This is a genomic window from Paenibacillus paridis (assembly GCF_006345825.1).
Classification (GTDB): Bacteria; Bacillota; Bacilli; order Paenibacillales; family Paenibacillaceae; genus Pristimantibacillus; species Pristimantibacillus paridis.
Genome location: NZ_VCIX01000074.1, coordinates 21,106 through 44,374, shown reverse-complemented (window position 1 = coordinate 44,374; position 23,269 = coordinate 21,106). Strand labels below are relative to the sequence as shown.

Annotated in this window: 24 protein-coding genes; 19 read left to right on the top strand and 5 right to left on the bottom strand. The window is 46.7% G+C overall.

What is annotated here, in order from left to right:
• Positions 1 to 36 precede the first annotated feature (36 nt).
• From FJQ58_RS06060 to hisC, 15 genes are all read left to right on the top strand, one after another.
• Positions 37 to 720: a YjjG family noncanonical pyrimidine nucleotidase gene (locus tag FJQ58_RS06060; RefSeq protein WP_139991535.1), complete on the top strand. Its 684-nt coding sequence runs from the start codon at positions 37 to 39 to the stop codon at positions 718 to 720.
• An 88-nt stretch (positions 721 to 808) separates the two neighbouring features.
• Complete coding sequence (locus FJQ58_RS06055) at positions 809 to 2,461, top strand: GAF domain-containing sensor histidine kinase (RefSeq protein ID WP_139991534.1); 1,653 nt, start codon at positions 809 to 811, stop codon at positions 2,459 to 2,461.
• A 9-nt stretch (positions 2,462 to 2,470) separates the two neighbouring features.
• A complete protein-coding gene (locus tag FJQ58_RS06050) occupies positions 2,471 to 3,133 on the top strand; it encodes a response regulator (protein WP_139991533.1) in 663 nt (220 codons plus the stop codon).
• 159 nt (positions 3,134 to 3,292) lie between these two features.
• Positions 3,293 to 3,919, top strand: a complete 627-nt coding sequence (locus tag FJQ58_RS06045) for an FMN-dependent NADH-azoreductase (protein WP_139991532.1) — start codon at positions 3,293 to 3,295, stop codon at positions 3,917 to 3,919.
• A gap of 151 nt (positions 3,920 to 4,070) precedes the next feature.
• Positions 4,071 to 4,655 carry a TetR/AcrR family transcriptional regulator gene (locus tag FJQ58_RS06040; protein ID WP_139991531.1) on the top strand — a complete coding sequence of 195 codons (585 nt, stop codon included), beginning with the start codon at positions 4,071 to 4,073 and terminating at the stop codon, positions 4,653 to 4,655.
• 60 nt (positions 4,656 to 4,715) lie between these two features.
• A complete protein-coding gene (locus tag FJQ58_RS06035; RefSeq protein WP_139991578.1) occupies positions 4,716 to 6,158 on the top strand; it encodes a DHA2 family efflux MFS transporter permease subunit in 1,443 nt (480 codons plus the stop codon).
• A 144-nt stretch (positions 6,159 to 6,302) separates the two neighbouring features.
• On the top strand, positions 6,303 to 6,980 hold the full coding sequence (locus FJQ58_RS06030; RefSeq protein WP_139991530.1) for a response regulator transcription factor: 678 nt from the start codon (positions 6,303 to 6,305) through the stop codon (positions 6,978 to 6,980).
• Positions 6,977 to 8,392 carry a HAMP domain-containing sensor histidine kinase gene (locus tag FJQ58_RS06025; protein ID WP_139991529.1) on the top strand — a complete coding sequence of 472 codons (1,416 nt, stop codon included), beginning with the start codon at positions 6,977 to 6,979 and terminating at the stop codon, positions 8,390 to 8,392. The genes FJQ58_RS06030 and FJQ58_RS06025 overlap by 4 nt, the downstream gene beginning before the upstream one ends.
• A 119-nt stretch (positions 8,393 to 8,511) precedes the next feature.
• Positions 8,512 to 9,651, top strand: coding sequence for a Fe(3+) ABC transporter substrate-binding protein (locus tag FJQ58_RS06020; protein WP_139991528.1), 1,140 nt, complete (start codon positions 8,512 to 8,514; stop codon positions 9,649 to 9,651).
• Between the two features lie 2 nt (positions 9,652 to 9,653).
• Positions 9,654 to 11,309 carry an ABC transporter permease gene (locus FJQ58_RS06015; protein WP_139991527.1) on the top strand — a complete coding sequence of 552 codons (1,656 nt, stop codon included), beginning with the start codon at positions 9,654 to 9,656 and terminating at the stop codon, positions 11,307 to 11,309.
• Positions 11,306 to 11,953 carry an ABC transporter ATP-binding protein gene (locus FJQ58_RS06010; protein ID WP_139991526.1) on the top strand — a complete coding sequence of 216 codons (648 nt, stop codon included), beginning with the start codon at positions 11,306 to 11,308 and terminating at the stop codon, positions 11,951 to 11,953. Before FJQ58_RS06015 ends, FJQ58_RS06010 begins: the two co-directional genes overlap by 4 nt.
• 234 nt (positions 11,954 to 12,187) lie before the next feature.
• On the top strand, positions 12,188 to 13,135 hold the full coding sequence (locus FJQ58_RS06005; protein ID WP_139991525.1) for a carbon-nitrogen hydrolase family protein: 948 nt from the start codon (positions 12,188 to 12,190) through the stop codon (positions 13,133 to 13,135).
• A 39-nt stretch (positions 13,136 to 13,174) separates the two neighbouring features.
• Positions 13,175 to 13,315 (top strand): hypothetical protein, encoded by a 141-nt coding sequence (locus tag FJQ58_RS32545; RefSeq protein ID WP_175598125.1) that lies wholly within the window; start codon positions 13,175 to 13,177, stop codon positions 13,313 to 13,315.
• A gap of 284 nt (positions 13,316 to 13,599) precedes the next feature.
• Positions 13,600 to 14,085, top strand: a complete 486-nt coding sequence (locus FJQ58_RS06000; RefSeq protein WP_238403838.1) for an HNH endonuclease — start codon at positions 13,600 to 13,602, stop codon at positions 14,083 to 14,085.
• 225 nt (positions 14,086 to 14,310) lie between these two features.
• On the top strand, positions 14,311 to 15,429 hold the full coding sequence (gene hisC / locus FJQ58_RS05995; protein ID WP_139991523.1) for a histidinol-phosphate transaminase: 1,119 nt from the start codon (positions 14,311 to 14,313) through the stop codon (positions 15,427 to 15,429).
• Between the two features lie 139 nt (positions 15,430 to 15,568).
• On the opposite strand, the gene FJQ58_RS05990 is transcribed toward hisC, so the two are convergent.
• On the bottom strand, positions 15,569 to 16,168 hold the full coding sequence (locus FJQ58_RS05990; RefSeq protein WP_139991522.1) for a CAP domain-containing protein: 600 nt from the start codon (positions 16,166 to 16,168) through the stop codon (positions 15,569 to 15,571).
• 278 nt (positions 16,169 to 16,446) lie between these two features.
• Here FJQ58_RS05990 and FJQ58_RS05985 point away from each other — a divergent pair, with 278 nt between their 5' ends.
• Positions 16,447 to 16,647 carry a cold-shock protein gene (locus FJQ58_RS05985; protein ID WP_053377054.1) on the top strand — a complete coding sequence of 67 codons (201 nt, stop codon included), beginning with the start codon at positions 16,447 to 16,449 and terminating at the stop codon, positions 16,645 to 16,647.
• A gap of 114 nt (positions 16,648 to 16,761) precedes the next feature.
• On the opposite strand, the gene fabV is transcribed toward FJQ58_RS05985, so the two are convergent.
• Both fabV and FJQ58_RS05975 read right to left on the bottom strand, forming a co-directional pair.
• Positions 16,762 to 17,952, bottom strand: a complete 1,191-nt coding sequence (fabV, locus tag FJQ58_RS05980; protein WP_139991521.1) for an enoyl-ACP reductase FabV — start codon at positions 17,950 to 17,952, stop codon at positions 16,762 to 16,764.
• 195 nt (positions 17,953 to 18,147) lie between these two features.
• A complete protein-coding gene (locus FJQ58_RS05975) occupies positions 18,148 to 18,357 on the bottom strand; it encodes an alpha/beta-type small acid-soluble spore protein (protein ID WP_139991520.1) in 210 nt (69 codons plus the stop codon).
• Positions 18,358 to 18,487: 130 nt separating this feature from the next.
• Between FJQ58_RS05975 and FJQ58_RS05970 the strand changes: the two genes are divergently transcribed.
• Both FJQ58_RS05970 and FJQ58_RS05965 read left to right on the top strand, forming a co-directional pair.
• On the top strand, positions 18,488 to 19,144 hold the full coding sequence (locus FJQ58_RS05970; protein ID WP_162341345.1) for an ATP-dependent DNA ligase: 657 nt from the start codon (positions 18,488 to 18,490) through the stop codon (positions 19,142 to 19,144).
• 160 nt (positions 19,145 to 19,304) lie between these two features.
• Complete coding sequence (locus FJQ58_RS05965; RefSeq protein ID WP_162341343.1) at positions 19,305 to 20,186, top strand: helix-turn-helix domain-containing protein; 882 nt, start codon at positions 19,305 to 19,307, stop codon at positions 20,184 to 20,186.
• A 70-nt stretch (positions 20,187 to 20,256) separates the two neighbouring features.
• Here the strand turns inward: FJQ58_RS05965 and FJQ58_RS05960 are convergent, their stop codons facing one another.
• Positions 20,257 to 20,742, bottom strand: a complete 486-nt coding sequence (locus FJQ58_RS05960; protein ID WP_139991517.1) for a C40 family peptidase — start codon at positions 20,740 to 20,742, stop codon at positions 20,257 to 20,259.
• 166 nt (positions 20,743 to 20,908) lie between these two features.
• Positions 20,909 to 21,889, bottom strand: a complete 981-nt coding sequence (locus tag FJQ58_RS05955) for an aldo/keto reductase (RefSeq protein ID WP_139991516.1) — start codon at positions 21,887 to 21,889, stop codon at positions 20,909 to 20,911.
• A 256-nt stretch (positions 21,890 to 22,145) separates the two neighbouring features.
• Between FJQ58_RS05955 and FJQ58_RS05950 the strand changes: the two genes are divergently transcribed.
• Complete coding sequence (locus tag FJQ58_RS05950) at positions 22,146 to 22,931, top strand: alpha/beta hydrolase (RefSeq protein ID WP_139991515.1); 786 nt, start codon at positions 22,146 to 22,148, stop codon at positions 22,929 to 22,931.
• Positions 22,932 to 23,269 lie beyond the last annotated feature (338 nt).

The following is a 23,269-nucleotide window of genomic DNA, read 5'->3' as shown; positions in this document are numbered from 1 at the left end:
TTATTGTATTCCAAATCAATAAATCCAGGAGGAAACATGAGTTATAAAATACTTTTATTTGATCTCGATGACACACTATTAGATTTTGGCGCGAATGAAGCGGAATCATTAACAACATTATTTCAGCAGTATGGCTATGCCTTTTCGGATGAGTTGTTTCAATTATATAACTCCGTCAATAAACAATTATGGGCTCAATATGAAAACGGGGCTATTACGCTCGACATCGTGCTGAATTCCAGATTCTCCGAAACCATGTTAAAGCTTGGGAAGGTCGTAGACGGCATGGAATGGGAGAGTCTTTACAGAGACCTATTAGGGGATGGGAGTCAGCTTCTAATGGAAGGCGCTTTAGAGGTTTGCCGGCAATTATCTACAACCCATCGGCTGTTTGTCATTACGAATGGCATTACTCGCACACAGATTAAGAGGTTAAAGCAGTCGGGCCTTTATGATTTTTTCGAAGATATTTTTGATTCACAAAGCATTGGTTATCAAAAACCTTCCATTGAATTCTTTGAGTATGTTATGAATCATATTTCGGATTTTCATAAGCATGAAGCGCTTGTCATTGGAGATTCGTTAAATACGGATATCAAAGGCGGCCAGCTGTCTGGGATTGATACTTGTTGGATCTATAGAACGAAGCCATCAAGTCCAGCTGACGTTCCAAGCACATACACGATTTCGAGCTTAAAAGAGCTTGGGGACATCGTATAAGCTAACGCTGTACATTTCCTATCTACGAAGGCTCTTTTTTTCGGGAGGGCTGCGGGTGTATAATGTGTGCTTAGAAAGAGGTGGAAGCATGTCTCAAGAGATTAGAGCTTACGAGCTGGTTGCACTGAAGGAAATAGCGGAAATGCTCAACAGCACCAACGACATGAATCAAATGTTGGACGACGTGTTAGTTAAGCTGCTTGAGGTGACGGGCTTTACGACGGGTTGGATTTTTATGACGGATAACCGAAGCGAGAAGCTCTGTGCGGCTTCCCATGCTTTGCCGCAGGGGCTGAACGCCAATGACCAGCAGGTGATGTGCGGTACGGAATGCTGGTGCCTGCAAAGCTACATGCAAAATAAACTGCATCATGCCGTTAATATTATAGAATGCTCCCGAATTACTTATGCTATCACGCATTCGCTTGGCGATACGGAAGGCATTTCACACCATGCCACCGTGCCGCTTAAAGCAGGCACCGACAGCTTCGGCTTGCTCAACGTCGCGCAAACCGGAAAGGTTCATTTCTCGGAGGAGGAGCTGGCGCTGCTAGAGGCGATTGCTTATCAGATTGGAACGGCTATCAAGCGGATTAGGCTATATCAGCTGCAGGAGCAGCATGCGGTTCATTATGCGAAGCTCGGCAATGTCATTCAGAGCATCAATGCGGTTCAAGACATTAATCAACTGCCGCTGCAGGCGGTTAAGCATATTGGGGATACCTTCCACTGGCAGCATGTTTCTTTATTCATGTATGAGCAGCAGCAGCTATCGCTTCGCGCTCATTATACGAACAACCAATTAAATAAAGAGTGGCTCTCGCTTGCCATTGACGAAGGAGGTCCTGTCAGCACTGCGTTCAGCGAAAATCGCCTTGTTGCCTTAGCCAATTGCGAGCAGGTGCCTTACAAGTCATTGTCCTCTATCGGTATTCCGCCATTTTTATCGGCGGTTGCTGTGCCGCTCCGTATCCGAAGCCGTTCCATCGGCGTGCTATTCCTGAGCAGCCAGCTGCCGCATCAGTTCGATGATTACCAGGATGATTTCATGTATTCGCTCGGGGATCATTTTACGTTAAGCGTAGAAAATTTGCGGGTGTATGAGCAGCGCCGAGAGCTGGCATTAATGGAAGAAAGAAATCGGATGGCCAGGGATTTGCATGACTCTGTTATTCAGAAGGTGTTCTCGCTATCCTTTCTGGCGAAAGGCGCAGAGACGGTGCTTGCGGGCAAGGAGCCGATCGTGGAGCGTTCGTTGCAAGAGATCAGACAGCTGTCGCAAGAAGCGTTGAAGGAAATGCGAACCTTAATTTGGCAGCTGCGCCCGGCAGGATTGGAGCATGGCCTGCTTACCGCATTGAAAAAATACGGAAATAGCATGGAGATCGTCGTTTACGAACAAGTAGAAGGTGTACGGGAGCTGCCGCGTGCCATCGAGGAAGCATTTTGGCGGATTGGGCAAGAAGCTTTAAATAATGTCAAAAAACATGCGGACACGAATGTGGTGTATATCCGTTTGGTAAAATCAGAACAGTTGGCCAGCCTTGAGATTAGAGATAAAGGCCGTGGCTTCTCGCCGGAGAAGCGCAAAGGGAAGCGTACGATGGGCATGCTATCCATGAGGGAGCGGGCGGAAACGCTAGGCGGGGAATTAATGATTCAAAGCGGAAAGGGACAGCCGACAATCGTAAAGGCGACCATTCCGATTGCGTCAGATACGGATACGTGGGACGAGGAATGAGGAGCAGCAGTGACAATTAAAATTTTATTAGTGGATGACCATCAAATCGTATTAAAAGGGATCTCTTTTTTTCTGAGCATGCAGCCTGATTTCGAGCTGGTAGGCGAAGCCAACAACGGCCGTGAAGCGGTGGAGAAGGCAGCTGAATTGCAGCCTGATCTCATCTTAATGGATCTGAATATGCCGATTATGGATGGCATAGAGGCGAGTAATCTGATCGCAAAGCAATTTCCATCTATGAAGGTGCTCGTGCTGTCCAGCTTCTCGGATCTGAGCCATATCGTTCCTGCCCTACAGTCGGGTGTCATCGGTTACATGCTTAAGGATGTAGAGCCGGATCAACTGGCAGAAGCCATTCGCAGCGCGTACAAGGGCAACGTTCAGCTCCATCCGGATATTTCCGCAGCACTACTTAATCAGTTGGCTCCTTCGGAGAAGACTGTAAACGAGCCGGTTCGAAGCGAGCTATCGGACACGTTAACCCCTAGGGAGCTCGAGGTGCTTAAGCTGCTTACCAAGGGCATGAGCAATCGGGAAATCGCGTCTGCGCTGACGGTTGCCGAGAAAACAGTCAAAACCCATGTCAGCAGCATTTTGAGCAAGCTGAATTTGGCTGATCGAACACAAGCGGCATTGTATGCGGTACAGTTCATGAATATAAACGAAGCTTAACCGTCGATCTAAGACTATAGTCGTAAGACTTGTACTCCGCCTTAAGCGGTAAATAAGCGATATTTTTTCAGTCTATTTGCCGATGTGTTTCTCCTCAAAGCTATATACAATTAAGGTACTTACAAAAAGTAAATCAAACACTGTGGAGGGAAACACAAAATGAGTACAGTATTATTTGTTAAAGCAAACGATCGCGGAATTGAACAGGCGACAAGCGTAAAGCTATACCACGCATTTCTAGACAGCTATAAAGCGAGCCATCCGGAAGATGCGGTTGTTGAGCTTGATTTGTTCAACGAAGAATTGCCATACCTGAATGCAGACATGATTAACGGTAACTTCAAAGCAGCTCGCGGCTTCGATCTAACTCCAGCTGAGCAAGCGGCAGTAACCGTATCCGATAAATATATTAACCAATTCCTAGCTGCGGATAAAGTCGTATTTGCTTTCCCGCTTTGGAACTTCACAGTACCTGCAGTATTGCATACGTACATTGACTACCTTTCCCAAGCTGGCAAAACATTCTCTTACACAGCTGAAGGTCCGGTTGGTTTGGTTTCCGACAAAAAAGTTGCTCTTCTTAACGCTCGTGGCGGCGTTTATTCTGAAGGACCAGCAGCTTCGGTTGAGATGTCCTTTAACTTTATCCGCAATGTGATGGGCTTCTTCGGCGTCACAAACCTCGAGAGCGTCATTATCGAAGGGCACAACCAGCTTCCTGACCAAGCGGAAGCGATTGTCGCGAACGGCCTAGAGCAAGCGAAAAAAGTTGCAGCAAGCTTCTAATTCAAAAGAAAAAAAAGCCAAGGCAACCGGTCATTCGACTGGTTGTCTTTTTTTTGAAATTTAGCACCATTCCATAAAAAAATGATTGACTTTTGGGACAGGAAAATGGTTTTATTATATAGACCGATCGTTATAATCGAGGAGTGAATGGATGTCAGAAAAAACAAATACACGTCAAATGATATTGGATACCGCCGCGCGACTTTTTTTTACGAAAGGGTATCATGCGACGGGATTAAGCCAAATTATTAAAGAGAGCGAGTGTCCCAAAGGCTCTTTGTATTATTACTTCCCGAAGGGCAAGGAAGAGCTGGCTCTGGAGTGCATCCAATGCACGAAATTGTTTGTTACCGAGAAATGGAAAGCCAAGTTCGATGCCTACAATGACCCGGCTGAGGCCGTGCAGGCCTTTGTGTTGGAACTAGGAACGGATGCGGAAAAATGCGATTTTCAAGGTTACATGCCATTTAGCTTCTGGATGGCTGTAGAGACATCTGCCATCAGCGAGAAGCTGAGAGAGGCAGGACAAGACGTGTTTGCTTCTTGGCAAGCGGTCGTATCGGAGAGGCTGATCCAAGCCGGCATGGAGAAGACGAGAGCGGAGGACGTTGGTGTCGTTATCGTTTCACTGCTGGAAGGTGCTCTTATCCTTGCCATTACGAAACGCGATAAACAGCCATTAGCTACTGCGTCAAAATGTATTCCGTATTTAATTAATAAATGTCCTTCTCTTTGAGAAGTCATTCATAAAAAAAGATAGAAAGATCATAGGAGAGTGGAAAGCTTGCAAGCATCAATGGCAGAACCGCAACAAAATACGGGGCAAAAATATAAAGTCATCCCCATCATGATTTCATTATTGTTAGCTGGATTTATAGGCATGTTCAGCGAAACCGCGCTTAACGTAGCGCTTAGTGATTTAATAAGCATATTTGATATCAGTGCTGCAACGGTGCAATGGCTCACGACGGGTTACCTTCTCACATTAGGAATATTGGTTCCCGTATCCGGTTTGTTGCTGCAATGGTTTTCGACTAGGCAGCTATTCATAGCTGCACTTAGCTTTTCTGTTCTAGGCACACTGGTTGCGGCGTTAGCGCCTAGCTTCGAAGTGCTGTTGACTGCGCGCGTCATTCAAGCCGCAGGTACGGCACTGCTGCTGCCGCTCATGTTCAATACGATCCTTATCATTTTCCCAGCGGAAAAAAGAGGAGCAGCCATGGGCGTCATCGGGCTTGTTATTATGGTTGCGCCTGCCGTTGGGCCTACAATCGCGGGTTTACTGATCGAGAATCTAAGCTGGCACTGGATTTTCTGGTTGTCACTGCCGTTTCTCGTGATCGCTTTGCTGTTTGGCATGCTCTACATGCAAAACGTATCCACGATTACAAAACCGAAAATTGATATTTTCTCACTAATCTTCTCGACACTCGGTTTCGGCGGCATCGTGTTTGCATTCAGCAGCGCGGGCGAAGGAGAAGGCGGTTGGGGTAGCACGAAGGTAATTGCTTCGATGATTGTCGGTGTGGTGGCGCTAGTTATTTTTGCCATCCGTCAATTAACGATGAAGCAGCCAATGATGAACCTGCGCGCATTTAAACATCCGATGTTCGTCGTAGGTACGCTTATGGTCTTCATTTGTATGATGGTTATCTTGTCATCGATGCTCGTATTGCCTATGTACTTGATTAGAGGGCTTGGCCTTAGCGCTTTGACAGCAGGGCTTGTCATGCTGCCAGGCGGCCTGATTAACGGAATTATGTCCCCCATCATGGGAAGCCTCTTTGATAAATTCGGGCCGAAATGGCTTGTTATTCCTGGACTTGTCATTGTTGCTGCCGTACTTTGGTTCTTCTCAGGCATTACGACAGCTTCAACGCTGACGCTTATTATCGTGCTTCATTCCTGCTTGATGGTCGGCATTTCTATGGTATGGATGCCTTCCCAAACCAATGGTCTCAACCAGCTGCCGCGTGAGCTATATCCGGATGGAACCGCGATTATGAACACGCTCCAGCAAGTGGCGGGAGCCATCGGTACAGCGGTAGCGGTAAGCGTCATGACTGCCGGGATTAATGGCTTTATGAAGGATGTTGCGGATCCAACAGATCCAGCCAATGCACCGCTGGCTTTGACAGCAGGCATTCAAAACGCCTTTATCTTTGCGACGGTGGTTGCGGTTATCGGCTTGATTGTCGCTTTCTTCATCAAACGGGTTCATGTAGGCAAGCAGCATTAACAGAATATGGCATAGGGACAGCGCCTTTACAAAGGAGCTGTCTCTTTTTTTTGTAAGGATTGACGTTGAGAAACGTTATCATCTACAATAATGAGAATAATGCGATAGAGAAGCAAGGCTGCATAAAAAAAGGCGGGTCAGGGAATGAAAAGAATATTGCTCATTGAAGATGAGAGAAATTTAGCACGATTTATTGAGCTTGAGCTGCGGCATGAATCGTTTGATATTGTTGTTGCATCCGATGGGAATAGAGGCTTGGAGCTTGCGCTGCGCGAAGATTGGGATGCGATTTTGCTTGATCTGATGCTGCCAGGCTTAGATGGGCTCGAGGTTTGCCGCAGAATTCGTACATTGAAAGCTACGCCTATACTCATGTTGACGGCTAGAGACAGCATTTCGGACCGCGTCTCTGGTCTGGATAACGGAGCAGACGACTATATTCCCAAGCCATTCGCGATTGAAGAGCTATTAGCGCGGCTTCGTGTCGTCTTCAGAAGACAAGAGAAGCTGGCGGAGGAACAGCGGTCCATGCTGGTGTTTGGAGAGCTTAGCGTTGATCTGGATGCCAGAATCGTGAGTAAAGGAAATCAAACGATCGGGCTGACGAAGCGGGAGTATGAGTTGCTGCTCGCTTTTATGCACAATCCGAACCGTGTGCTCTCACGGGAAACTCTGCTGGATAAGGTTTGGGGCTTCGATGCAGCGGTCGATACGAATGTAGTGGACGTTTATGTTAGGTACCTGCGCAATAAAATAGATTCGCCGGAGAAGGAAAGCTGCATTCAAACGCAGCGCGGCGTAGGATATGTGATGAGGAAATGAACAGGCTGCGGCAACGGTTTTCTCGTTTTCCGATTAAGTGGAAGCTGACCTTATGGTCAGCTTTGCTGCTGTTTCTGCTGTTTGTCGCGTATAACGCCGTCCAGTATGCTTTTATTGAGAAATGGATGGTTAAGCAAGCGGAAATGAATACGAAAGAGGATATGCGCGAGATTTTGAATTACTTATTGGAGAAGGAGTTTACGTTCGAAGAATCAGAAATGGGCTCGATTCGAAGCTTTCTCGAAAAGGTAAATGAACGCAATCAACTGATTCGGTTGTTAGACGAGAATGGGGAGCAAATACTCGTTGTTTCAGAAAATATACCCGATTATTGGATGGATGCTTATCCCCGTACCGAGCTCGCCGGGAAAGGGACTTGGTTTCTAGATTCTAATTTGCTGCTCATGAGGAGCCCGCTAACCATATTTTCTTTCAATGGCACAGTGGAGATTGTGAAAAACAATGAGGATTTCGAAAAGCTCAGCTCGGCTTTTTTTCGTATCATGCTCATTTGCTGTTTTGGAGCCGTTATTATTAGCGGCATTGGCGGTGGTCTGCTTGCGCGCCAATTGCTAAAACCGCTTCAAACGATGAACCATGCGATGGTCGGTGTAAAGAATAAGGGCGTCAAGGAACGTGTAAGGCTGAATGAAAACAAAAATGATGAGATTGCTGCGCTGATGAAGCTCTTTAACGAAATGATGGATAAGCTCGAGCGCTCCTTCGGACAGCAGAAGCAATTTATCGAGGATGCCTCCCATGAGCTTAGAACCCCGGTCGCGATCATGGAGGGCCATTTGCAGCTGCTGCAGCGCTGGGGCAAGGATGATCCGGCGATACTCGAAGAATCGTTGAACGCTTCCGTGGAAGAGCTTGCCCGCTTAAAGGGGCTTGTACAGGAGCTCCTTTCCCTTTCCCGTGCGGAGAAGGAGCTCCCTGCAAAGGATGAGCGATGGCCGCATTCAGCTAAAACAATAGAGAAGCTCATTGGAAACATGACATTGCTGCATCCTGAATTTCACTTTGATGTGGAGCTTGAACCAATCTCTCAAGCGGTGCTCTTTGTATCAGAGCAGCATTTGGAGCAAATCATGCTCATTTTACTTGATAATGCCATTCGTTTTTCAGGGGAGAGCAAGGCGATCAAGGTTTCTGCCTCTCTTCTAGAGGGGGAAGCGCTCCTTTCCGTGACAGACTACGGAATAGGCATATCGGAAGATGATCTGCCTCTCGTTACGAATCGTTTCTACCGGGCGGACAAGTCTAGAAGCGGAGCAAACGGTGGGCATGGACTTGGATTATCGATCGCCATGCGGCTTGTTCAGCGCTATGACGGCCGTTTGCTCATGAAGAGCGGGGAGGGAGCAGGCACGACGGTTACCGTTTCTTTTAAAAAAGTTGCCCGAAATTAAATTTCGGACAACTTTTTTAATTTTCACAGCATTTTCTCATTTTAGTCCGTTACAATAAGAATTGTTGGTAATGATATTCATTATCAAATATAAAAAAGAGAATGAGAGGTACCATCAGGATGAAAAAGAAAAACCTTGCAGGAATCATCATGTTAACGATGCTGACTGTGCTCGTATTAGCAGGCTGTGGAGCAAATAATGCAGGAAATAACAAGACAGCAGCTTCGTCACCGTCACCTGAAGCAAGTGAGCAGGCGGCAAATTCAGAGGGGAATAAAAATGATACAGTTAAGGATAATGGCAAGGATCAGATCGTAAACGTATTTACAGCAAGACATTATGATGTAGACAGTCAGCTATTTGATGCTTTTACAAAGGAAACGGGCATTAAGGTTAACGAAATCAAAGGTACAGCCGAAGAGCTGGTCGAACGACTGAAACGTGAAGGCGAGAGCTCCGAAGCGGATTTGTTCATTACCGTTGATGGAGGGGTATTAAATTATGCGAAGCAAAATGATGTGCTTCAGCCGATCCAATCGGCCGCCGTTGATAGCAATGTGCCGACGGAGTGGCGGGATAGCGATAACAATTGGGTAGGGATTGCAACGCGAGCTCGCGTCATCGTCTACGCCAAGGACCGTGTAAAACCGGAGCAGCTGTCCACATATGAGGATTTGGCAAGTGACGCATGGAAAGGGAAAGTATTAGCGCGTTCATCTTCGAGCTTATATAACCAATCACTGCTGGCTTCGTTCATTGAACTGAACGGGGAAGCGGCAGCTGAGGCTTGGGCCAAAGGGATCGTCACTAATTTTGCCCGTAATCCAGAAGGCGGAGACCGTGATCAAGCGAAAGCAATTGTAGCTGGAATAGGTGACGTCGCTATTATGAATACTTATTATGTTGGTCAAATGCTTCATTCCAAAGATGCTGAAGAGGTTAAGGTAGCTGAGCAAATTGGCGTATTTTTCCCAAATCAAGACACCACTGGAGCACATCTGAACATCAGCGGCGTTGGACTAACCAAGCATGCGAAAAATAAGGACAACGCGATTAAGCTGATCGAGTATATGACAGGCAAGGACGGTCAAACGCTGCTGACGCAAGGAAGCTTCGAGTTTCCCGTCAATGCAGCGGCTGACAAGCCAGAGCTTCTGAAGGGCTGGGGAGATTTCAAGACTCAGCAGCTCAACTTCTCCAAGCTGGGCGATCATAATAAAAAAGCAGTTGAGCTTCTTGCGAAGGTAGGCTGGAAATAAAAATGTTCGTCTCCACCTTGCTGCGTAACTTGAAAAGAAAGCTAAACGGCTGGGTAATCTTGAGCGTGATAGGGGCCGTAATGGCCCTTGTCCCGTCTCTTTATATTTTATTTGGATTATTCCGCAGACCCAATGAAAACTGGCAACAAATTAAGGACTACATGCTGCTTGATTCGATTATACAGTCCATGTGGCTGGTGCTTGGCACCGTCATCTTCTCCGTTATCATCGGTGTGTCGCTTGCGTGGCTAATGGCTGCTCATGACTTTCCGCTGCGCGGATTTTTTCATTTTGCCTTCCTGCTTCCACTAGCGATCCCGCCTTACATTGGCGCCTATACTTACGGCTCAATGCTTAGCTATACGGGAAGCATACAAGCGTTTATGCGTAATTCACTCGCCTTAACGCCTAATCAGGCTTATTTTGATATTTTGTCTATGAAAGGCGCAATCTTTATATTTACGCTTTTTTTGTTTCCATATATTTATTTGATGACCAAAACCTTTTTGGAGAAGCAAAGCGCCGCGTTTATCGAAAATGCGAGGCTGCTGGGAAAAGGGCAGCTTCATGTTTATTTTCGAATCGTATTGCCCTTATCGCAAGCGGCTATTGTTGGCGGAGCAAGCCTGGTCGCATTTGAGGTTTTAAACGATTTTGGCGTGACGAAGCACTATGGCATCCCTTCGTTTACCGCGACTATTTTTAAAACCTGGTTCGGGATGTATGACGTGGATTCAGCCATTCGACTTGCCGCTTTACTAATGATCGTCATTATTGGCTTGTTTATCATAGAGCGGCTGGTGCGCAGACGCAGAAGATTTCATTCGCCTACTAGTCGGACGAGCCCGCTTAGGAGAAGGCGCTTGAGCAAGCTGGGAGCCGTGGCAGCGGTTGCTTGCAGTACGGTGATTTTTGCCCTTTCATTTGCGATTCCGGTTGTCCAGCTTATCGTATGGGCGACATGGACGTATGAAGATGTATGGAATGGAAAATTTGTTCAGCTGGTACGAAATACGCTGGTGGTTTCCCTCGTTTCAATTGGATTGCTCATGCTGCTTGCCGTTATTGTCGCTAACGTAAGCCGCTCCTACAAGCATTCATTCTTCGCGCTTGCAATTACTAAGCTGATATCCATGGGATACTCCATACCGGGAGCGGTATTGTCGATTGGCGTACTGGCGGTGTTCATATCACTTGATCATCAACTGGGCGGGCTCTACGGCTGGTTAGGCTGGGGTTCAAGCAAATTGGTGCTTAGCATGTCGCTGGTTATGCTCGTATTTGCTTATGTAATCCGTTTTTTGGCAGTAGGTTTTAATGCGGTCGAATCGGGCTTCGATAAAATAGGCAATCGTTATTCGGAAGCTTCACGAACGCTTGGCATGAGCGAGACCAAAACGTTCTTTAAAGTTGATTTTCCATTGATTAAAGGCTCGATTCTCGCCGGTTTTTTGTTAACGTTCATGGAAATGGTCAAGGAGCTTCCGCTCACTCTGCTGCTGCGCCCCTTTAATTTTGAGACATTGGCAACCAAAGCGTATCAATACGCTAGCGATGAACAGATCCATCAAGCTTCGGTTCCTTCTTTGTTCATTATTGCCGTCGGCACGTTATCGGTCTTTTTCTATCATTGGTTGGGAGAGAAGAAATCCACATGACATTTTTTGAATTGACAGACATCTCTTTCGGATATGCGGGACGGAATACTGCCGTTTTAAAGCATTTCTCTTTGAGAATGGAAAAAGGGGAGGTAGCCGGGCTGCTGGGGCAAAGCGGCTGCGGCAAAAGCACGCTGCTGCGAATCATTGCGGGTCTGGAACTGCCAGATTCGGGACGTATCATCCTTAACGGTAGAACATTGGTCGACCCGCAGCATTTTATCGAGCCCGAGCAGCGCGGCGTGGGGATGGTATTTCAGGACTATGCATTATTTCCTCATTTGACCGTTGGCCAAAATATATTATTCGGACTGCATCGGCTATCGAAAAAGGAAAGGTTGCTTCGCCTGGAGGAAATGCTGGAGCTGATTCGACTGCAGCATCTGGTGAAGCGGTATCCACATGAACTTAGCGGCGGGCAGCAGCAGCGGGTTGCCTTTGCTAGGGCGCTGGCTCCATCGCCAGAATTGTTATTGATGGATGAGCCATTCAGCAGCTTGGATGCTCATTTGAAAAAAGACATTCGTGAAGAGTTGAAGCTATTGCTGCATGAGTCTAATATGACCTGCCTTGTCGTGACGCATGATCAAGAAGACGCAGCTGTCATCTGTGACCGTATCGTACAGATGACAAATCGGACATAAAGGGAGAGGACATTAGCTGATGGGCTAGTGTCCTTTTTAAATTAGATTTTATAGATATCATTTATAGGACTTCAAATCTGTTTTTTCTTATCGGATGATTTGAACCACGGTCGATTAATTGGATGGTCTAATTACATGCCAATTGGACGGTTTCGGTATGGCGAAAAAACGGTAAGCTAGAGCTATATCCATAGCCCAGGAATACCGTTTAGTAGCATAAAGGAGACGGCGACGATGAATCAACGTAATGCAAGGGTAGCAGTCGTTCAGGCAGCCCCCATCCTGTTTGATAAACAATCAGCCTTTCAGAAAATAGCCAGCTGCGCTAAGGAAGCGCAAGCGAAGGGTGCTCAATTGCTGCTTTTTCCTGAGGTTTTTGTTTCAGGTTATCCGAGAGGACTCTCCTTCGGGGCTAGAGTTGGCAGCCGAACAACGGAAGGGCGCGAGGATTGGGCGAGGTATTGCGACAGCGCCATTATGATTCCCGGTACGGATACGGATTTGCTTGGAGAAATCGCTAGAGAAGCAGGCTTGTATTTAATCGTCGGCGTCGTGGAACGGGATCAAGCATTTAGCCGCTCTACGCTCTATAACAGCATCGTATATTTCGGACCGGACGGTCAATTACTTGGGAAGCACCGCAAACTGATGCCGACCGGATCGGAGCGGTTGTTATGGGGTCAGGGGGACGGCAGCTCACTCACCGTCATCGACACGCCTTTCGGGCGGATTGGCGGATTAATCTGCTGGGAAAATTATATGCCGCTTGCGAGAACGGCTATGTATGCCAAGGGAATAGACATTTTGGTTACGCCGACAGCAGATGCGCGCGATACTTGGCAAGCTACGCTGAAGCATATCGCCTGTGAAGGAAGATGTTATGTTCTCTCCAGCAATCAATACGTAACGAAGGCCATGTATCCTCAGGATTTGAATGGGTATGCTGAGCTAGAGCAGGATGCGGACCCGCTTTGCCGCGGCGGCAGCGCAATTGTAGGACCCTTGGGCGATTATGTTGCAGAGCCGGTATACGGGGAAGAAACGATTTTGTACGCGGATTTAGATATGTCGCTTGTGACAGCCAGCCGATTCGACTTTGATGTCGTCGGTCATTATAATCGCCCTGATATTTTCCAGCTGCATGTGAACGAAGCAAGTCAGAGCATTGTTACGTTTGGCTAGTCTATGTATTTTCTTTCATAACGTTTAGGAGGGATTCAGATGGAAGTGCCGGTTGGCGTATGGGTGGCTTCGGCCATTATTGTTGTTATTTTAGCATGGATTACTTTCTGGATAACGAATAAAGCTTATTCGCGCAGGTGGGAAGACAAAGATACCGAGGATCAGGGCAAGCATTATTAATCCTGTCGGTACCCGAAAAGAAGACAATAGCAGGAAACTCCACTCATGTTCCAATTAATGCTACAATAGTAGAAAAACATGAGGGGACGAGAACGGGAGTGCACAACAAGCTGCGCCCCGGACAATAGATGGATGTAACGGAGCCTCTAGATACGAAGCAATGTGCCATATGCAAGGAAATAAAGCCGATCACGCAATTTTTGCGAAGGACCGGTAAGCGCTCGAGCACGGGATCGCGCCGCGGGGCGTGTAGAGCCTGCCGCAAGGCAAAGACGGCAGCGGTTATGCCGGCAACCGCCCAGCTTCTGGATCAAAAAGCGATAAGACGGAAAGCACAGGCCAATAAACCGCGGTTATCTCCGCCGATGCCTTCTATACCGCTTCCGAATGACCCGGCCGCTTTGAAGACGACTCGCCAAGGAACCATCTGGATGAGAGGCAAGACGGATAAGGGCAGGCGCTGGTATCAAGAGATAGAGCTTGAGCTTGCTGTCACGCTGGTGAAGGAGCATGCTGCGGTTATTGTTAACCGGCATACGATTCGCCGGTTGTTTAGCAATAAGGATTTTAGGCGATATATTTTGGAGCGGGACAACCATATCTGTTATTTTTGCGGAGAGTTTGGCGATACGATCGACCACATGCTGCCACGTGCCAAGGGCGGCCATACGACGCCTGTCAATTGTGTCTGTGCATGCAACGCTTGCAATCAATCCAAAGCCGATCAGGATTTGCAGGTTTTTATGAAAAATGAAGAAGAGAGACCGTAATGCAGCTTCATATTATGGACTAGCTTCTTTTTTTATTCTTACATCGAGGCGCACCTAGCATGTTGGTGTTACAGACTTAATATTCGTTCGTGCAGGAACCTTAACCTTCATCTCCACAGCAAGTGTGGTTTTGGAGGTTATTTTACATTATCACTTTACTGTTATAACGGATTAATGTATTATCGCAATAAAGGATTTAAATTACATATTACGAGGGTGATTTTGATGCAAACGAATCAACATGAGGTACAGCCGCGCAAAGCATTGGAGCTAATGAAGCCCTATTCCCCCGGGAAGCCGATATGGGAGGTACAGAAAGAGCTGGGGCTGGAACGGGTAATCAAGCTAGCGTCCAATGAGAATCCGCTGGGGCCTTCCCCAAAAGCGCTTGAAGCCATACAGGCGGTATTATCCGATCTTCACCGTTATCCTGACGCGCAGACGATCGATTTGAAGCACGCGATTGCTAGTCATTATGATCTTAGCACCGAGCATGTCATCGTAACAAACGGCGGAGACGAGCTGATTACGCTAGTATCGGAAGCTTTTTTGGATGCAGGTGATGAAATTATCGTCCCAGGGCCAACGTTTAGCGAATATGAATTCGGTGCGCAGCTCATGGGGGCCAAAGCCATAACCGTTCCGTTAACCGAGGACTTTGCTTTCGATACGAAGGCGATTTTGGCCGCTGTAACGGAGCGTACAAAACTGGTCTATATTTGTTCTCCGAATAATCCTACCGGCACCATATTAGCTCATAACGAGCTGAAGCAGTTGCTGGATGATTTGCCTAAACGAATACTTGTCGTGTTGGATGCGGCATATAGCCACTTTGTTTCTGTTGACACCTATTCTGACGGCATACGGTTTGTAAGGGAAGGTTATCCGCTGCTGGTCTTAAAAACCTTTTCCAAAATATATGGGCTTGCGGGTATACGCGTAGGTTTCGGCGCTGCTCCGCAGCCCATCATTCAAAGCATTCTGCAGGTCAAGGAGCCGTTTAATGTGAATACGCTGGCTCAGGCTGCTGCGGTGGCGGCGATAGCCGATAAAGAACATGTCATACGCTCGCGCGAGCTTGTGGTTCGTGAACGAGAACGGCTATATGCGGGCTTTCGCCAGTTAGGCGTTGAATACACTGAGAGCATGAGCAACTTTGTGCTTGTAAGGCTTGGATCGAAAGCAGAGGCTGTATATGGTCAGTTAATGACAAGAGGGATTATTGTGCGATATGGGAAGATATGGGGGTTGCCGGAGCATATTCGCATCTCAATCGGTACACCAGAGGAGAATGACAGCCTTTTGTCGGTTCTAAGCGATGTCTTAGCTAAGCATAAAGTATAGTTGAATAAGGGAAAAAGCAGCCTTCAGCACTCGGATTGAACGTGGCTCTAAAGAAAATCACTGGATGGTAACCACAGTGTCTTCGAGAGGCTCGATGTTCAATCGGTATGCTTTGGCTGCTTTTTTCGTTGCTTGTTTCTTAGCCCGTAAATTCCTGAACCCATGTGCTTTTAAAATAGGCGATCCCGATCTTAGTAAAACTGCTGCTCATTATATTAGCCCGATGGCCAGCGCTGTTCATCCAATCGTTCATAACCTTTTTAGGGGTGGGCTGACCCTTGGCGATATTTTCTCCTGCTGCGTTATAGTTGATTTGAAATTTTTTCATCATATCAAAGGGTGAGCCGTAGGTTGGGGAGTTATGGTCAAAGTAGCGGTTATTATACAGATCCTGCGCTTTCACTAATGCCATTTTGGATAAAGCGTCATCCATAACAAGCGGGCTTAAGCCTGTCTTGGCCCGTTCTGCATTAACCATCTCCAGCACATCCTGATCATAATGGATGGAGGTCTGGGCTTGATCTGCCGGATATTCAGCTGACGCAAGGTCGTCTGATGTCCATTTGGATTTGAGTTGGCCGTTCTGCTTCATGGAGAGCGATGAACTTTGGGATGGGGCAGCAGTAATGGACGAGGCTTGCGTCACGTTAGCGGCTGATGACGGCTTCGTATTTTTGCTTGAATGTGTGGAACATCCGGCTATTAATAGTAGGACAAGCAGGAGGAACAGTTTTTTCATGTTTGGCACACCTCTATCGTTTAATGGGGGTTGTGAATAAGCTTATTTTTCCCTTCCAAAAGCGATGTAATCCTTCGCTAAAAAGAAATTTTCGTTTTTTTTGAAAGATGACTTGCTTATTATAAATGCCTATGGTATATTATCAATACAAACAACAAATTTAACCTTGAATTCACATATTGAAAAGGTTGTCATTTGTATGATGATATCTTTTTCAATGTGTGATTTTTAGTTTTTCTGGAAAAAACATGTTAATAACTTATTGGAGGTAATCAATTATGGAACAAGGTACAGTAAAATGGTTTAACGCAGAGAAAGGCTTTGGCTTTATTGAAGTAGAAGGCGGAAATGACGTATTCGTACATTTCTCCGCTATTCAAGGCGAAGGCTTCAAATCGCTTGACGAAGGTCAACGCGTTGAGTTCAACGTAACTCAAGGCAACCGTGGACCACAAGCAGAAAACGTTGTAAAACTGTAGTATTTAAACTAAGAGCTCTTAACCTTCGGGTTAAGAGCTTTTTTTTGTCCAAATAAGATAACAAAAAAACCAATCGCCGTAGAAGGATACGGCGATTGGCTCTTTAACTTGTGATTAACGCAGATTGGCAATGTTTACTTCAGGATTAACGTCCGCTTCGTAATCTATGCCATCGGTCTCAAAGCCGAACAGCTGGAAAAACTCGCGGCGGTAGCCTTCCAAATCGGAAAGATCATAAACATTCTCAGTAGAGAGCTTGGCCCAAACGTCAGCAACCTCAGCCTGAATTTCCGGTCTCATTTCCCAATCATCTACGCGAATTAGGCCTCTCTCATCAACAAGCGTTTCGTTATTGCCGTATAGGCGCTCGGAGAATAGGCGGTACATCTGCTCAATGCAGCCCTCATGGATGCCTTTTTCTTTCATGACTTTATAAAGGGCGGAGATATAAAGCGGTACGACCGGAATCGCAGAGCTTGATTGTGTAACTAGCGCCTTGTTAACGGATACGAAAGCTCGTCCGCCGTTAGCGCCAAGCTGCTCATTAAGGCGGTGCGCTGTTGCTTCAAGGTCGTTTTTGGCAGCGCCGATCGTTCCTTCACGGTAAACGGCATGCGTAATCTCAGGTCCAATATACGAGTAAGCAACAGTTGTCGCGCCTTCTGAAAGAGCGCCTGCTTGTTGAAGCTCGTCGATCCACATTTGCCAGTCCTCGCCGCCCATGACTGCAATCGTCTGGCGAAGCTCGTCTTCGGTAGCCGGCTCGATGGTCGCCTGCGAAACCTCGCCGCTGTGGAAGTTAACGGTCTTGTTCGTATAAGTGCCGCCTAGCGGCTTGATTACGGATGAAAAAGTTTCGCCCGTCTTTGGATGAGTACGGCGAGGGGACGCAACGCTGTACACGACAAGGTCGATTTGCCCTAGCTCAGTGCGAATGAGATCAATCGTCTTTGCTTTGATTTCATCAGAGAAAGCGTCTCCAACGATGCTGTAGGATTTGCGTCCAGCAGCAGCAGCAGCCTCTTCGAATGCTGCGGAGTTGTACCAGCCAGCCGAAGCCGTGCGAGCGCCTTCAGCGGCTTTGTCGAAATAAACGCCAATCGTATTGGCGCCTGCAGCGAATGACGAGACGATACGGGAAGCCAGGCCATAGCCTGTCGAGGCACCGATTACAAGCACATTGCGAGGGCCTTCGATGGAAGGCTTTGCATTTACATAATCAATTTGGCGCTGTACTTGCTGAGCGCAGCCTTCAGGATGAGCAGTCGTACAAATAAATCCGCGTGTTTTCGGTTGAATAATCATATTGGAGTATTCCTCTCTCTTATGGAATTAGCTAGTTAGGGTTATGTAGCGGTAGAACTCTATCCTATTTTACCGACTTTTGCACCAGAAGGGAAGTTCCTGATAGGGCAAATCAGAATTATTGCGGTATGTTGCAAAAAAACAAATAAGCGCCGGAAAGGCATTGCTGCTTTCCCGGCGCTTAGCTTGTGAAATTTAATGACGGCCTGCGAGCTGCTGCTCAGCCATTTGGACGAGCCGGCGTGTAATTAATCCACCGATGGAGCCCATATCGCGAGTAGTCATATTGCCGTAATAGCCGTCTTGCGGAAGTTGAATGCCAAGCTCTTGGGCGACTTCAAATTTAAGCTGTTCAAGAGCTGCGCGTGCTTGCGGGACAAGAAGTTGGTTAGTTCGGTTTGCCATCTTTTCTCAGCCTCCTTCTAAACCTATTATGCGGAATAGAAACAGAGATTATTCGTTAATTCCACCTAAATTTACCGCCGATTTTTGGTATGCGTCCATGTTAAAATGGATACACGGGAGGGGAGGCGTAATGTTTATGAAACCTATGCTCATGACGGAGCTGGACAAGCCTTTTGATGACCCGGATTTTATTTTTGAACCGATGATCGAGGGGCAGCGTTTGCAATTATCCTTTCTGGGAAACAAAGCGAAATTATATTCGCGGCATTTTAACGATTTGACGCGCCAATACCCAGAATTACATAATGTTCCGCTAAGAGAACCTGCTGATGTTGTTTTGGACGGCGAAGTGGCTTATGTAGATCCGCTGACGGGAATCGTTGATTTCGGAAGGCTGCAGGAGCGTTACAGGCTTAATAAAGAGCCTCGTATCCGAGATGCAAAACGAATGTATCCGGTCAAATTTTTTGTGTTCGATATTCTTTATTATAATGGCAGGGACCTAAGAGCAACCCCGCTGCATGAGCGGAAAATGCTGCTCAACCAGGTATTGGAGGATAACTCATTTTATACGAAGATGTTATTTGTAGACACAGAGGGTATCGTACTATTTGATCTCGTTCAGCGCTTCGGGCTTGAAGGCATCGCTTGTAAACGTAAGGATAGCCGATATGAAGAAGGACGGACAAGCAGCTGGATTAAGATTAGAAATCATGATGATCATCAGCCCGTTTTTCGTAAAGCGTATGCTAAGGAAGCGGGTTTACCTAGAGAGGCAATAAGTTAGCCATGATAGTAAACAAGAATGGAATATTGACGGCATGCAAACGATTCAACGTTTGTGTGCCGTTTTTTTCGAGCACGATCAACTTAAGCTGTTCAAATACTTTAAAAGTTGTCATACTTAGGGATGCAAATGTTGTTATATTGTCATGGTGAGGTGCAATATGAACTTCTTGTTCGATCCTGTCAAGTTCGACGGTCAGACGTTTCTATGGTCGCATAGGGCCAGGGCGGATACAGCCTATCCGGGTTATTATCATTGGCATCAATGCATGGAGCTTTTGTATATTCACGAAGGCGAAGGCAGCATTATCGTTAATCAGCATTCCTATGAGATGAAGCGAGGGATGCTCTTTCTATTTCAGCCCTTCCAATTGCACAAGGTGTTTGCAAATGTAAGCCCAGAGAAGCCTTATACTCGGTCAATGGCATATCTAGATCCGGCTGTTGCAGCAGAGGGCATGAGCTCGTTTCCGCTGCGCCACAGCTTGTTTATGAAGGTATGGCAGGGAAAGGCGATTGGCCCAGCATTTCAGCTGGAGCAGGTAGCCAAAGAACTAGAGGACTGCTTCATGTTGTACGATAACCTTTACAACCAAGGCAGGGGACAGGCACAAGAAGAGGTAGTCCTGTTGATATTGCAGTTAATGGGCCTCATTCATCAGGAGCAGCGCAAAGAGGGAGAGCGCCTGGATGTGGGAGCCAAAGGAAGGGCTCTTCGTTATTCAGAGCAGATTATGCAGTGGATCGAGGAGCATTTTGCGGAGGAAGTCAGTTTGGATCACCTTGCCGATTTCATGCATTTATCAAAGTTTTATGTTTCCCGTGTCTTCCACGAGGAGACTGGCAGCAATATTACCGATTATTTGACAGCTAGGAGAATCAAGCAGGCGAGCAGGCTGCTGCAGTCTACATCGCATTCGATAGAGCAAGTGGGGATATTAGTGGGGTATCCAAATGTTTCATATTTCATCCATATGTTTAAGAAAGTAGTAGGCGTTACGCCGCTACGGTACCGACAGAGGCATCTCGGAAGCTTAAAGTAGATGCTGCCGATAATAAAGGAAAAAGCCACCTTCGCGAGAGGCGAAAGCAGCTTTTAAAGCAAAGAGTTGGCTAGGATACGACGCGTTTAGCCGTTACATAGCTCTTGGTCCAGTAGCTGGTATTTAAATTGGAAACCGTTACGCCTTGGCTAGTGGAGCTGTGAATGATTTTATTGTTTCCTGCATAAATAGCCACATGGCTGATTGTCTTGCCATTTGTCTTGAAAAATACAAGGTCGCCCATGCTCAAAGAACCTTTGGCTACCGTCTCGCCTACCTTTGCCTGTGCAGTGGAAGTTCGTGGAAGGTTTACGTCAAGTCCTTTAAATAAAAACTGGGTGAAAGAAGAGCAGTCAAATGCGTATGTAACGCCAGCTGGTGCACCGAATTTATAAGGAGTACCGATATATTCTTTGCCCGATTCTATAAGATTAATGGTTTCAGGTGTTGCTGCGTGTGCTTTTGGTGCAAAAGATCCGAATGTGATTGCCGACATGACGATCGCGCTGCAAATGCCTGCTTTGGCAATCGATTTCATTATGTGTAATTTTCTCATGCTGTCAGGATGTCCCTCCGCGTTTCGTATTATGTGTTTGACTATAACACATACGAAAAGCGGCTTTTTTCGCTTATTAGAGCGAAAAGAAGGCCGCTAAAGGGATTATGAGCAATTATGAGAAAAAAATGAAAAATTATTAATAATTATCCGCTTGAAATATGCCTTAAGGCATGTTCGCGCCTCTAGCGCTTACCAGAAGGGTATACCATTGTTCCCGTGTCATGAGATCCGCTTGTCTTGCTGCGTCTTTACAGGCGATAATTCGCTCCGGATTAACGGTGCCGATGACCGGCTGGATGCGTGCAGGATGCTTCATCAGCCACCCCAGCACGATGGCCTCCGTGGTAGTTTCATTTTCCTCAGCCAGCTGCTTAACGAGAGCTGCCGTTTGGATTTCTGCTTCAGTGGCATTCTCGGACAAACGTCCCGAGAACCGACCCTGCGCAAGCGGTCCCCATGCTTGAATTTGAATATTTTCCATTTGCATAAATTCCATAAGGCCTTCGGCAAAATTATCTTTCAGGCCTGCTTTTTGATTGACATGAATGCCTTGGTCCACCCAGTCATGACGCAGCAGGCTGAGCTCCAGTTGGTTAACGACAATCGGATCAGGAAGCGCCCGCTGCAGAAACCGAATTTGCCCAGGACTCATGTTGGATACGCCGAAGTTGCGAACCTTGCCGGAGAGCTTGAGTTTCGTAAATGCTTCGGCTATTTCGTCCGGCTCCATAAGAGGGTCCGGACGATGCAGCAGAAGCACATCCAGGTATTCCGTGCCAAGCCGTTCCAGAATGCCATCTACCGATGGCAAGATATGCTCCTTAGAGAAGTTGAAGCGTCCAGGGAGTACGCCATCGGAGAGCTGGATGCCAACCTTGGATTGAATGACGATTTGTTCCCGAAGCTTAGGCTGCCGCTTTAAGACTTGTCCAAAAATGGATTCAGCTTTGCCCCTAGTGTAGATGTCTGCATGATCGTACATGGTAATGCCAATGGACAAAGCCGCTTCAACGGCTGCCTCGGCTTGCGTAATATGATCCGGTGTAATGGGATCCGCAAGATCCCAGCTTCCTCCAAACCCCATACAGCCAAGTGCAAGCCGGCTATTGGAAATTCCTCTACGCTCGAGCGGCATTACTTTCATTGTTCATCAACCTCCGAATAATGGGATAACAGCTTTGACAGGTCCTATTATACCTTGCTGTTATTATTCATAGAAGGACTGAAAAAAAGTTCACTAACTAACCTTAACCAGCATATCCGTTTTCCTTTGCGGCTTTTCTAAAAAATATTTGCAAGCGCTTCATGAGACTACTGCCACAGGTGAGATAAATAAGGTAGAATAGAACATTGATAGATCTGTTAAATTAGCATCTAGACGTCCAAGGGAGGAATAGAGTTTGGCTTTCATTACATGTAATTTTCATTCAGAAGTGCTTGGCCTCAGTACGTCGATGACCGTTATTTTGCCTCAACAGACAACTACGCAGATCGGAATGAACAACCGCAGCGGCCAGAAGCTTCACAAAACGTTATTTTTGCTGCACGGCTTATCCGATGATGATACGATCTGGTCGAGAAGAACCTCGATCGAACGTTATGTAGCTGAACTTGGAATCGCCGTAGTCATGCCGAATGTGCATCAAAGCTTTTATACCGATATGGAGTATGGCAATAAATATTGGACCTTCTTGTCGGAAGAGCTTCCGGCTGTAGCCAGATCCTTCTTCCCTTTATCAGACGCCAGGGAAGACAATTATGTTGCAGGCTTGTCGATGGGAGGTTATGGGGCTTTTAAATTAGCGCTTCGGCATCCCGACCGTTTTGCTGCTGCTGGCAGCTTATCCGGTGCGCTCGACATGGCCAGCCATATTCAGGATCCAGCGTTTCCTCACATGGTGCCATATTTCAAGCTGATTTACGGAGGCAAAGATATCACTGGCACTGACGAGGATCTGCTGCATCTGCTTTCCGCAAATTCGCCATCCATGTCGGAGAAGCCTGCTCTTTACCAATGCTGCGGCACAGAGGATTTTTTGTATAAGGACAATCTCGCTTTTAGGGATATGTGCAAAGCCGTAGATTATCCGCTGACATATGTAGAAGGACCAGGCAATCACGACTGGGGTTACTGGGACACGCATATCCAGCATTTCCTAGCATGGCTGCCGTTGTCAGAACGCTAAAATCGGTTGCTTAGAAAAGACTGTCCTTGTAGTCGTTTTTAACTACAGGGGGCAGTCTTTTTCTATTTTGTGGCTCAACGATATAAGTTGAACTAAGATTTCCCGCATCGGTTGCTAAGAAAGTAAAGTAAGAATTCGGCTATAAGGGCGAACACTTCGTTACTCTTATCTATATCTCCAAAACCTAGCCATAAGCAGCCCGTTTGAATCCGCTGGCTAGATTAGATCTATTTTTTAGATCTATATCAACGAATTTAGTTATTTGCGCAGGATTAGATCTAAATAATAGACCTATTTCTCCAAAACCCAGCCATAAGCTGCCCATTTGAAGCCGCTAG

Coding starts and splice junctions, on each gene's coding strand:
- FJQ58_RS06060 (WP_139991535.1), top strand. CDS start 37: ATGAGTTATAAAATACTTTTATTTGATCTCGATGACACACTATTAGAT.
- FJQ58_RS06055 (WP_139991534.1), top strand. CDS start 809: ATGTCTCAAGAGATTAGAGCTTACGAGCTGGTTGCACTGAAGGAAATA.
- FJQ58_RS06045 (WP_139991532.1), top strand. CDS start 3,293: ATGAGTACAGTATTATTTGTTAAAGCAAACGATCGCGGAATTGAACAG.
- FJQ58_RS06040 (WP_139991531.1), top strand. CDS start 4,071: ATGTCAGAAAAAACAAATACACGTCAAATGATATTGGATACCGCCGCG.
- FJQ58_RS06035 (WP_139991578.1), top strand. CDS start 4,716: ATGGCAGAACCGCAACAAAATACGGGGCAAAAATATAAAGTCATCCCC.
- FJQ58_RS06030 (WP_139991530.1), top strand. CDS start 6,303: ATGAAAAGAATATTGCTCATTGAAGATGAGAGAAATTTAGCACGATTT.
- FJQ58_RS06025 (WP_139991529.1), top strand. CDS start 6,977: ATGAACAGGCTGCGGCAACGGTTTTCTCGTTTTCCGATTAAGTGGAAG.
- FJQ58_RS06020 (WP_139991528.1), top strand. CDS start 8,512: ATGAAAAAGAAAAACCTTGCAGGAATCATCATGTTAACGATGCTGACT.
- FJQ58_RS06015 (WP_139991527.1), top strand. CDS start 9,654: ATGTTCGTCTCCACCTTGCTGCGTAACTTGAAAAGAAAGCTAAACGGC.
- FJQ58_RS06010 (WP_139991526.1), top strand. CDS start 11,306: ATGACATTTTTTGAATTGACAGACATCTCTTTCGGATATGCGGGACGG.
- FJQ58_RS06005 (WP_139991525.1), top strand. CDS start 12,188: ATGAATCAACGTAATGCAAGGGTAGCAGTCGTTCAGGCAGCCCCCATC.
- FJQ58_RS32545 (WP_175598125.1), top strand. CDS start 13,175: ATGGAAGTGCCGGTTGGCGTATGGGTGGCTTCGGCCATTATTGTTGTT.
- FJQ58_RS06000 (WP_238403838.1), top strand. CDS start 13,600: ATGCCGGCAACCGCCCAGCTTCTGGATCAAAAAGCGATAAGACGGAAA.
- hisC (WP_139991523.1), top strand. CDS start 14,311: ATGCAAACGAATCAACATGAGGTACAGCCGCGCAAAGCATTGGAGCTA.
- FJQ58_RS05990 (WP_139991522.1), bottom strand. CDS start 16,168: ATGAAAAAACTGTTCCTCCTGCTTGTCCTACTATTAATAGCCGGATGT.
- FJQ58_RS05985 (WP_053377054.1), top strand. CDS start 16,447: ATGGAACAAGGTACAGTAAAATGGTTTAACGCAGAGAAAGGCTTTGGC.
- fabV (WP_139991521.1), bottom strand. CDS start 17,952: ATGATTATTCAACCGAAAACACGCGGATTTATTTGTACGACTGCTCAT.
- FJQ58_RS05975 (WP_139991520.1), bottom strand. CDS start 18,357: ATGGCAAACCGAACTAACCAACTTCTTGTCCCGCAAGCACGCGCAGCT.
- FJQ58_RS05970 (WP_162341345.1), top strand. CDS start 18,488: ATGTTTATGAAACCTATGCTCATGACGGAGCTGGACAAGCCTTTTGAT.
- FJQ58_RS05965 (WP_162341343.1), top strand. CDS start 19,305: ATGAACTTCTTGTTCGATCCTGTCAAGTTCGACGGTCAGACGTTTCTA.
- FJQ58_RS05960 (WP_139991517.1), bottom strand. CDS start 20,742: ATGAGAAAATTACACATAATGAAATCGATTGCCAAAGCAGGCATTTGC.
- FJQ58_RS05955 (WP_139991516.1), bottom strand. CDS start 21,889: ATGAAAGTAATGCCGCTCGAGCGTAGAGGAATTTCCAATAGCCGGCTT.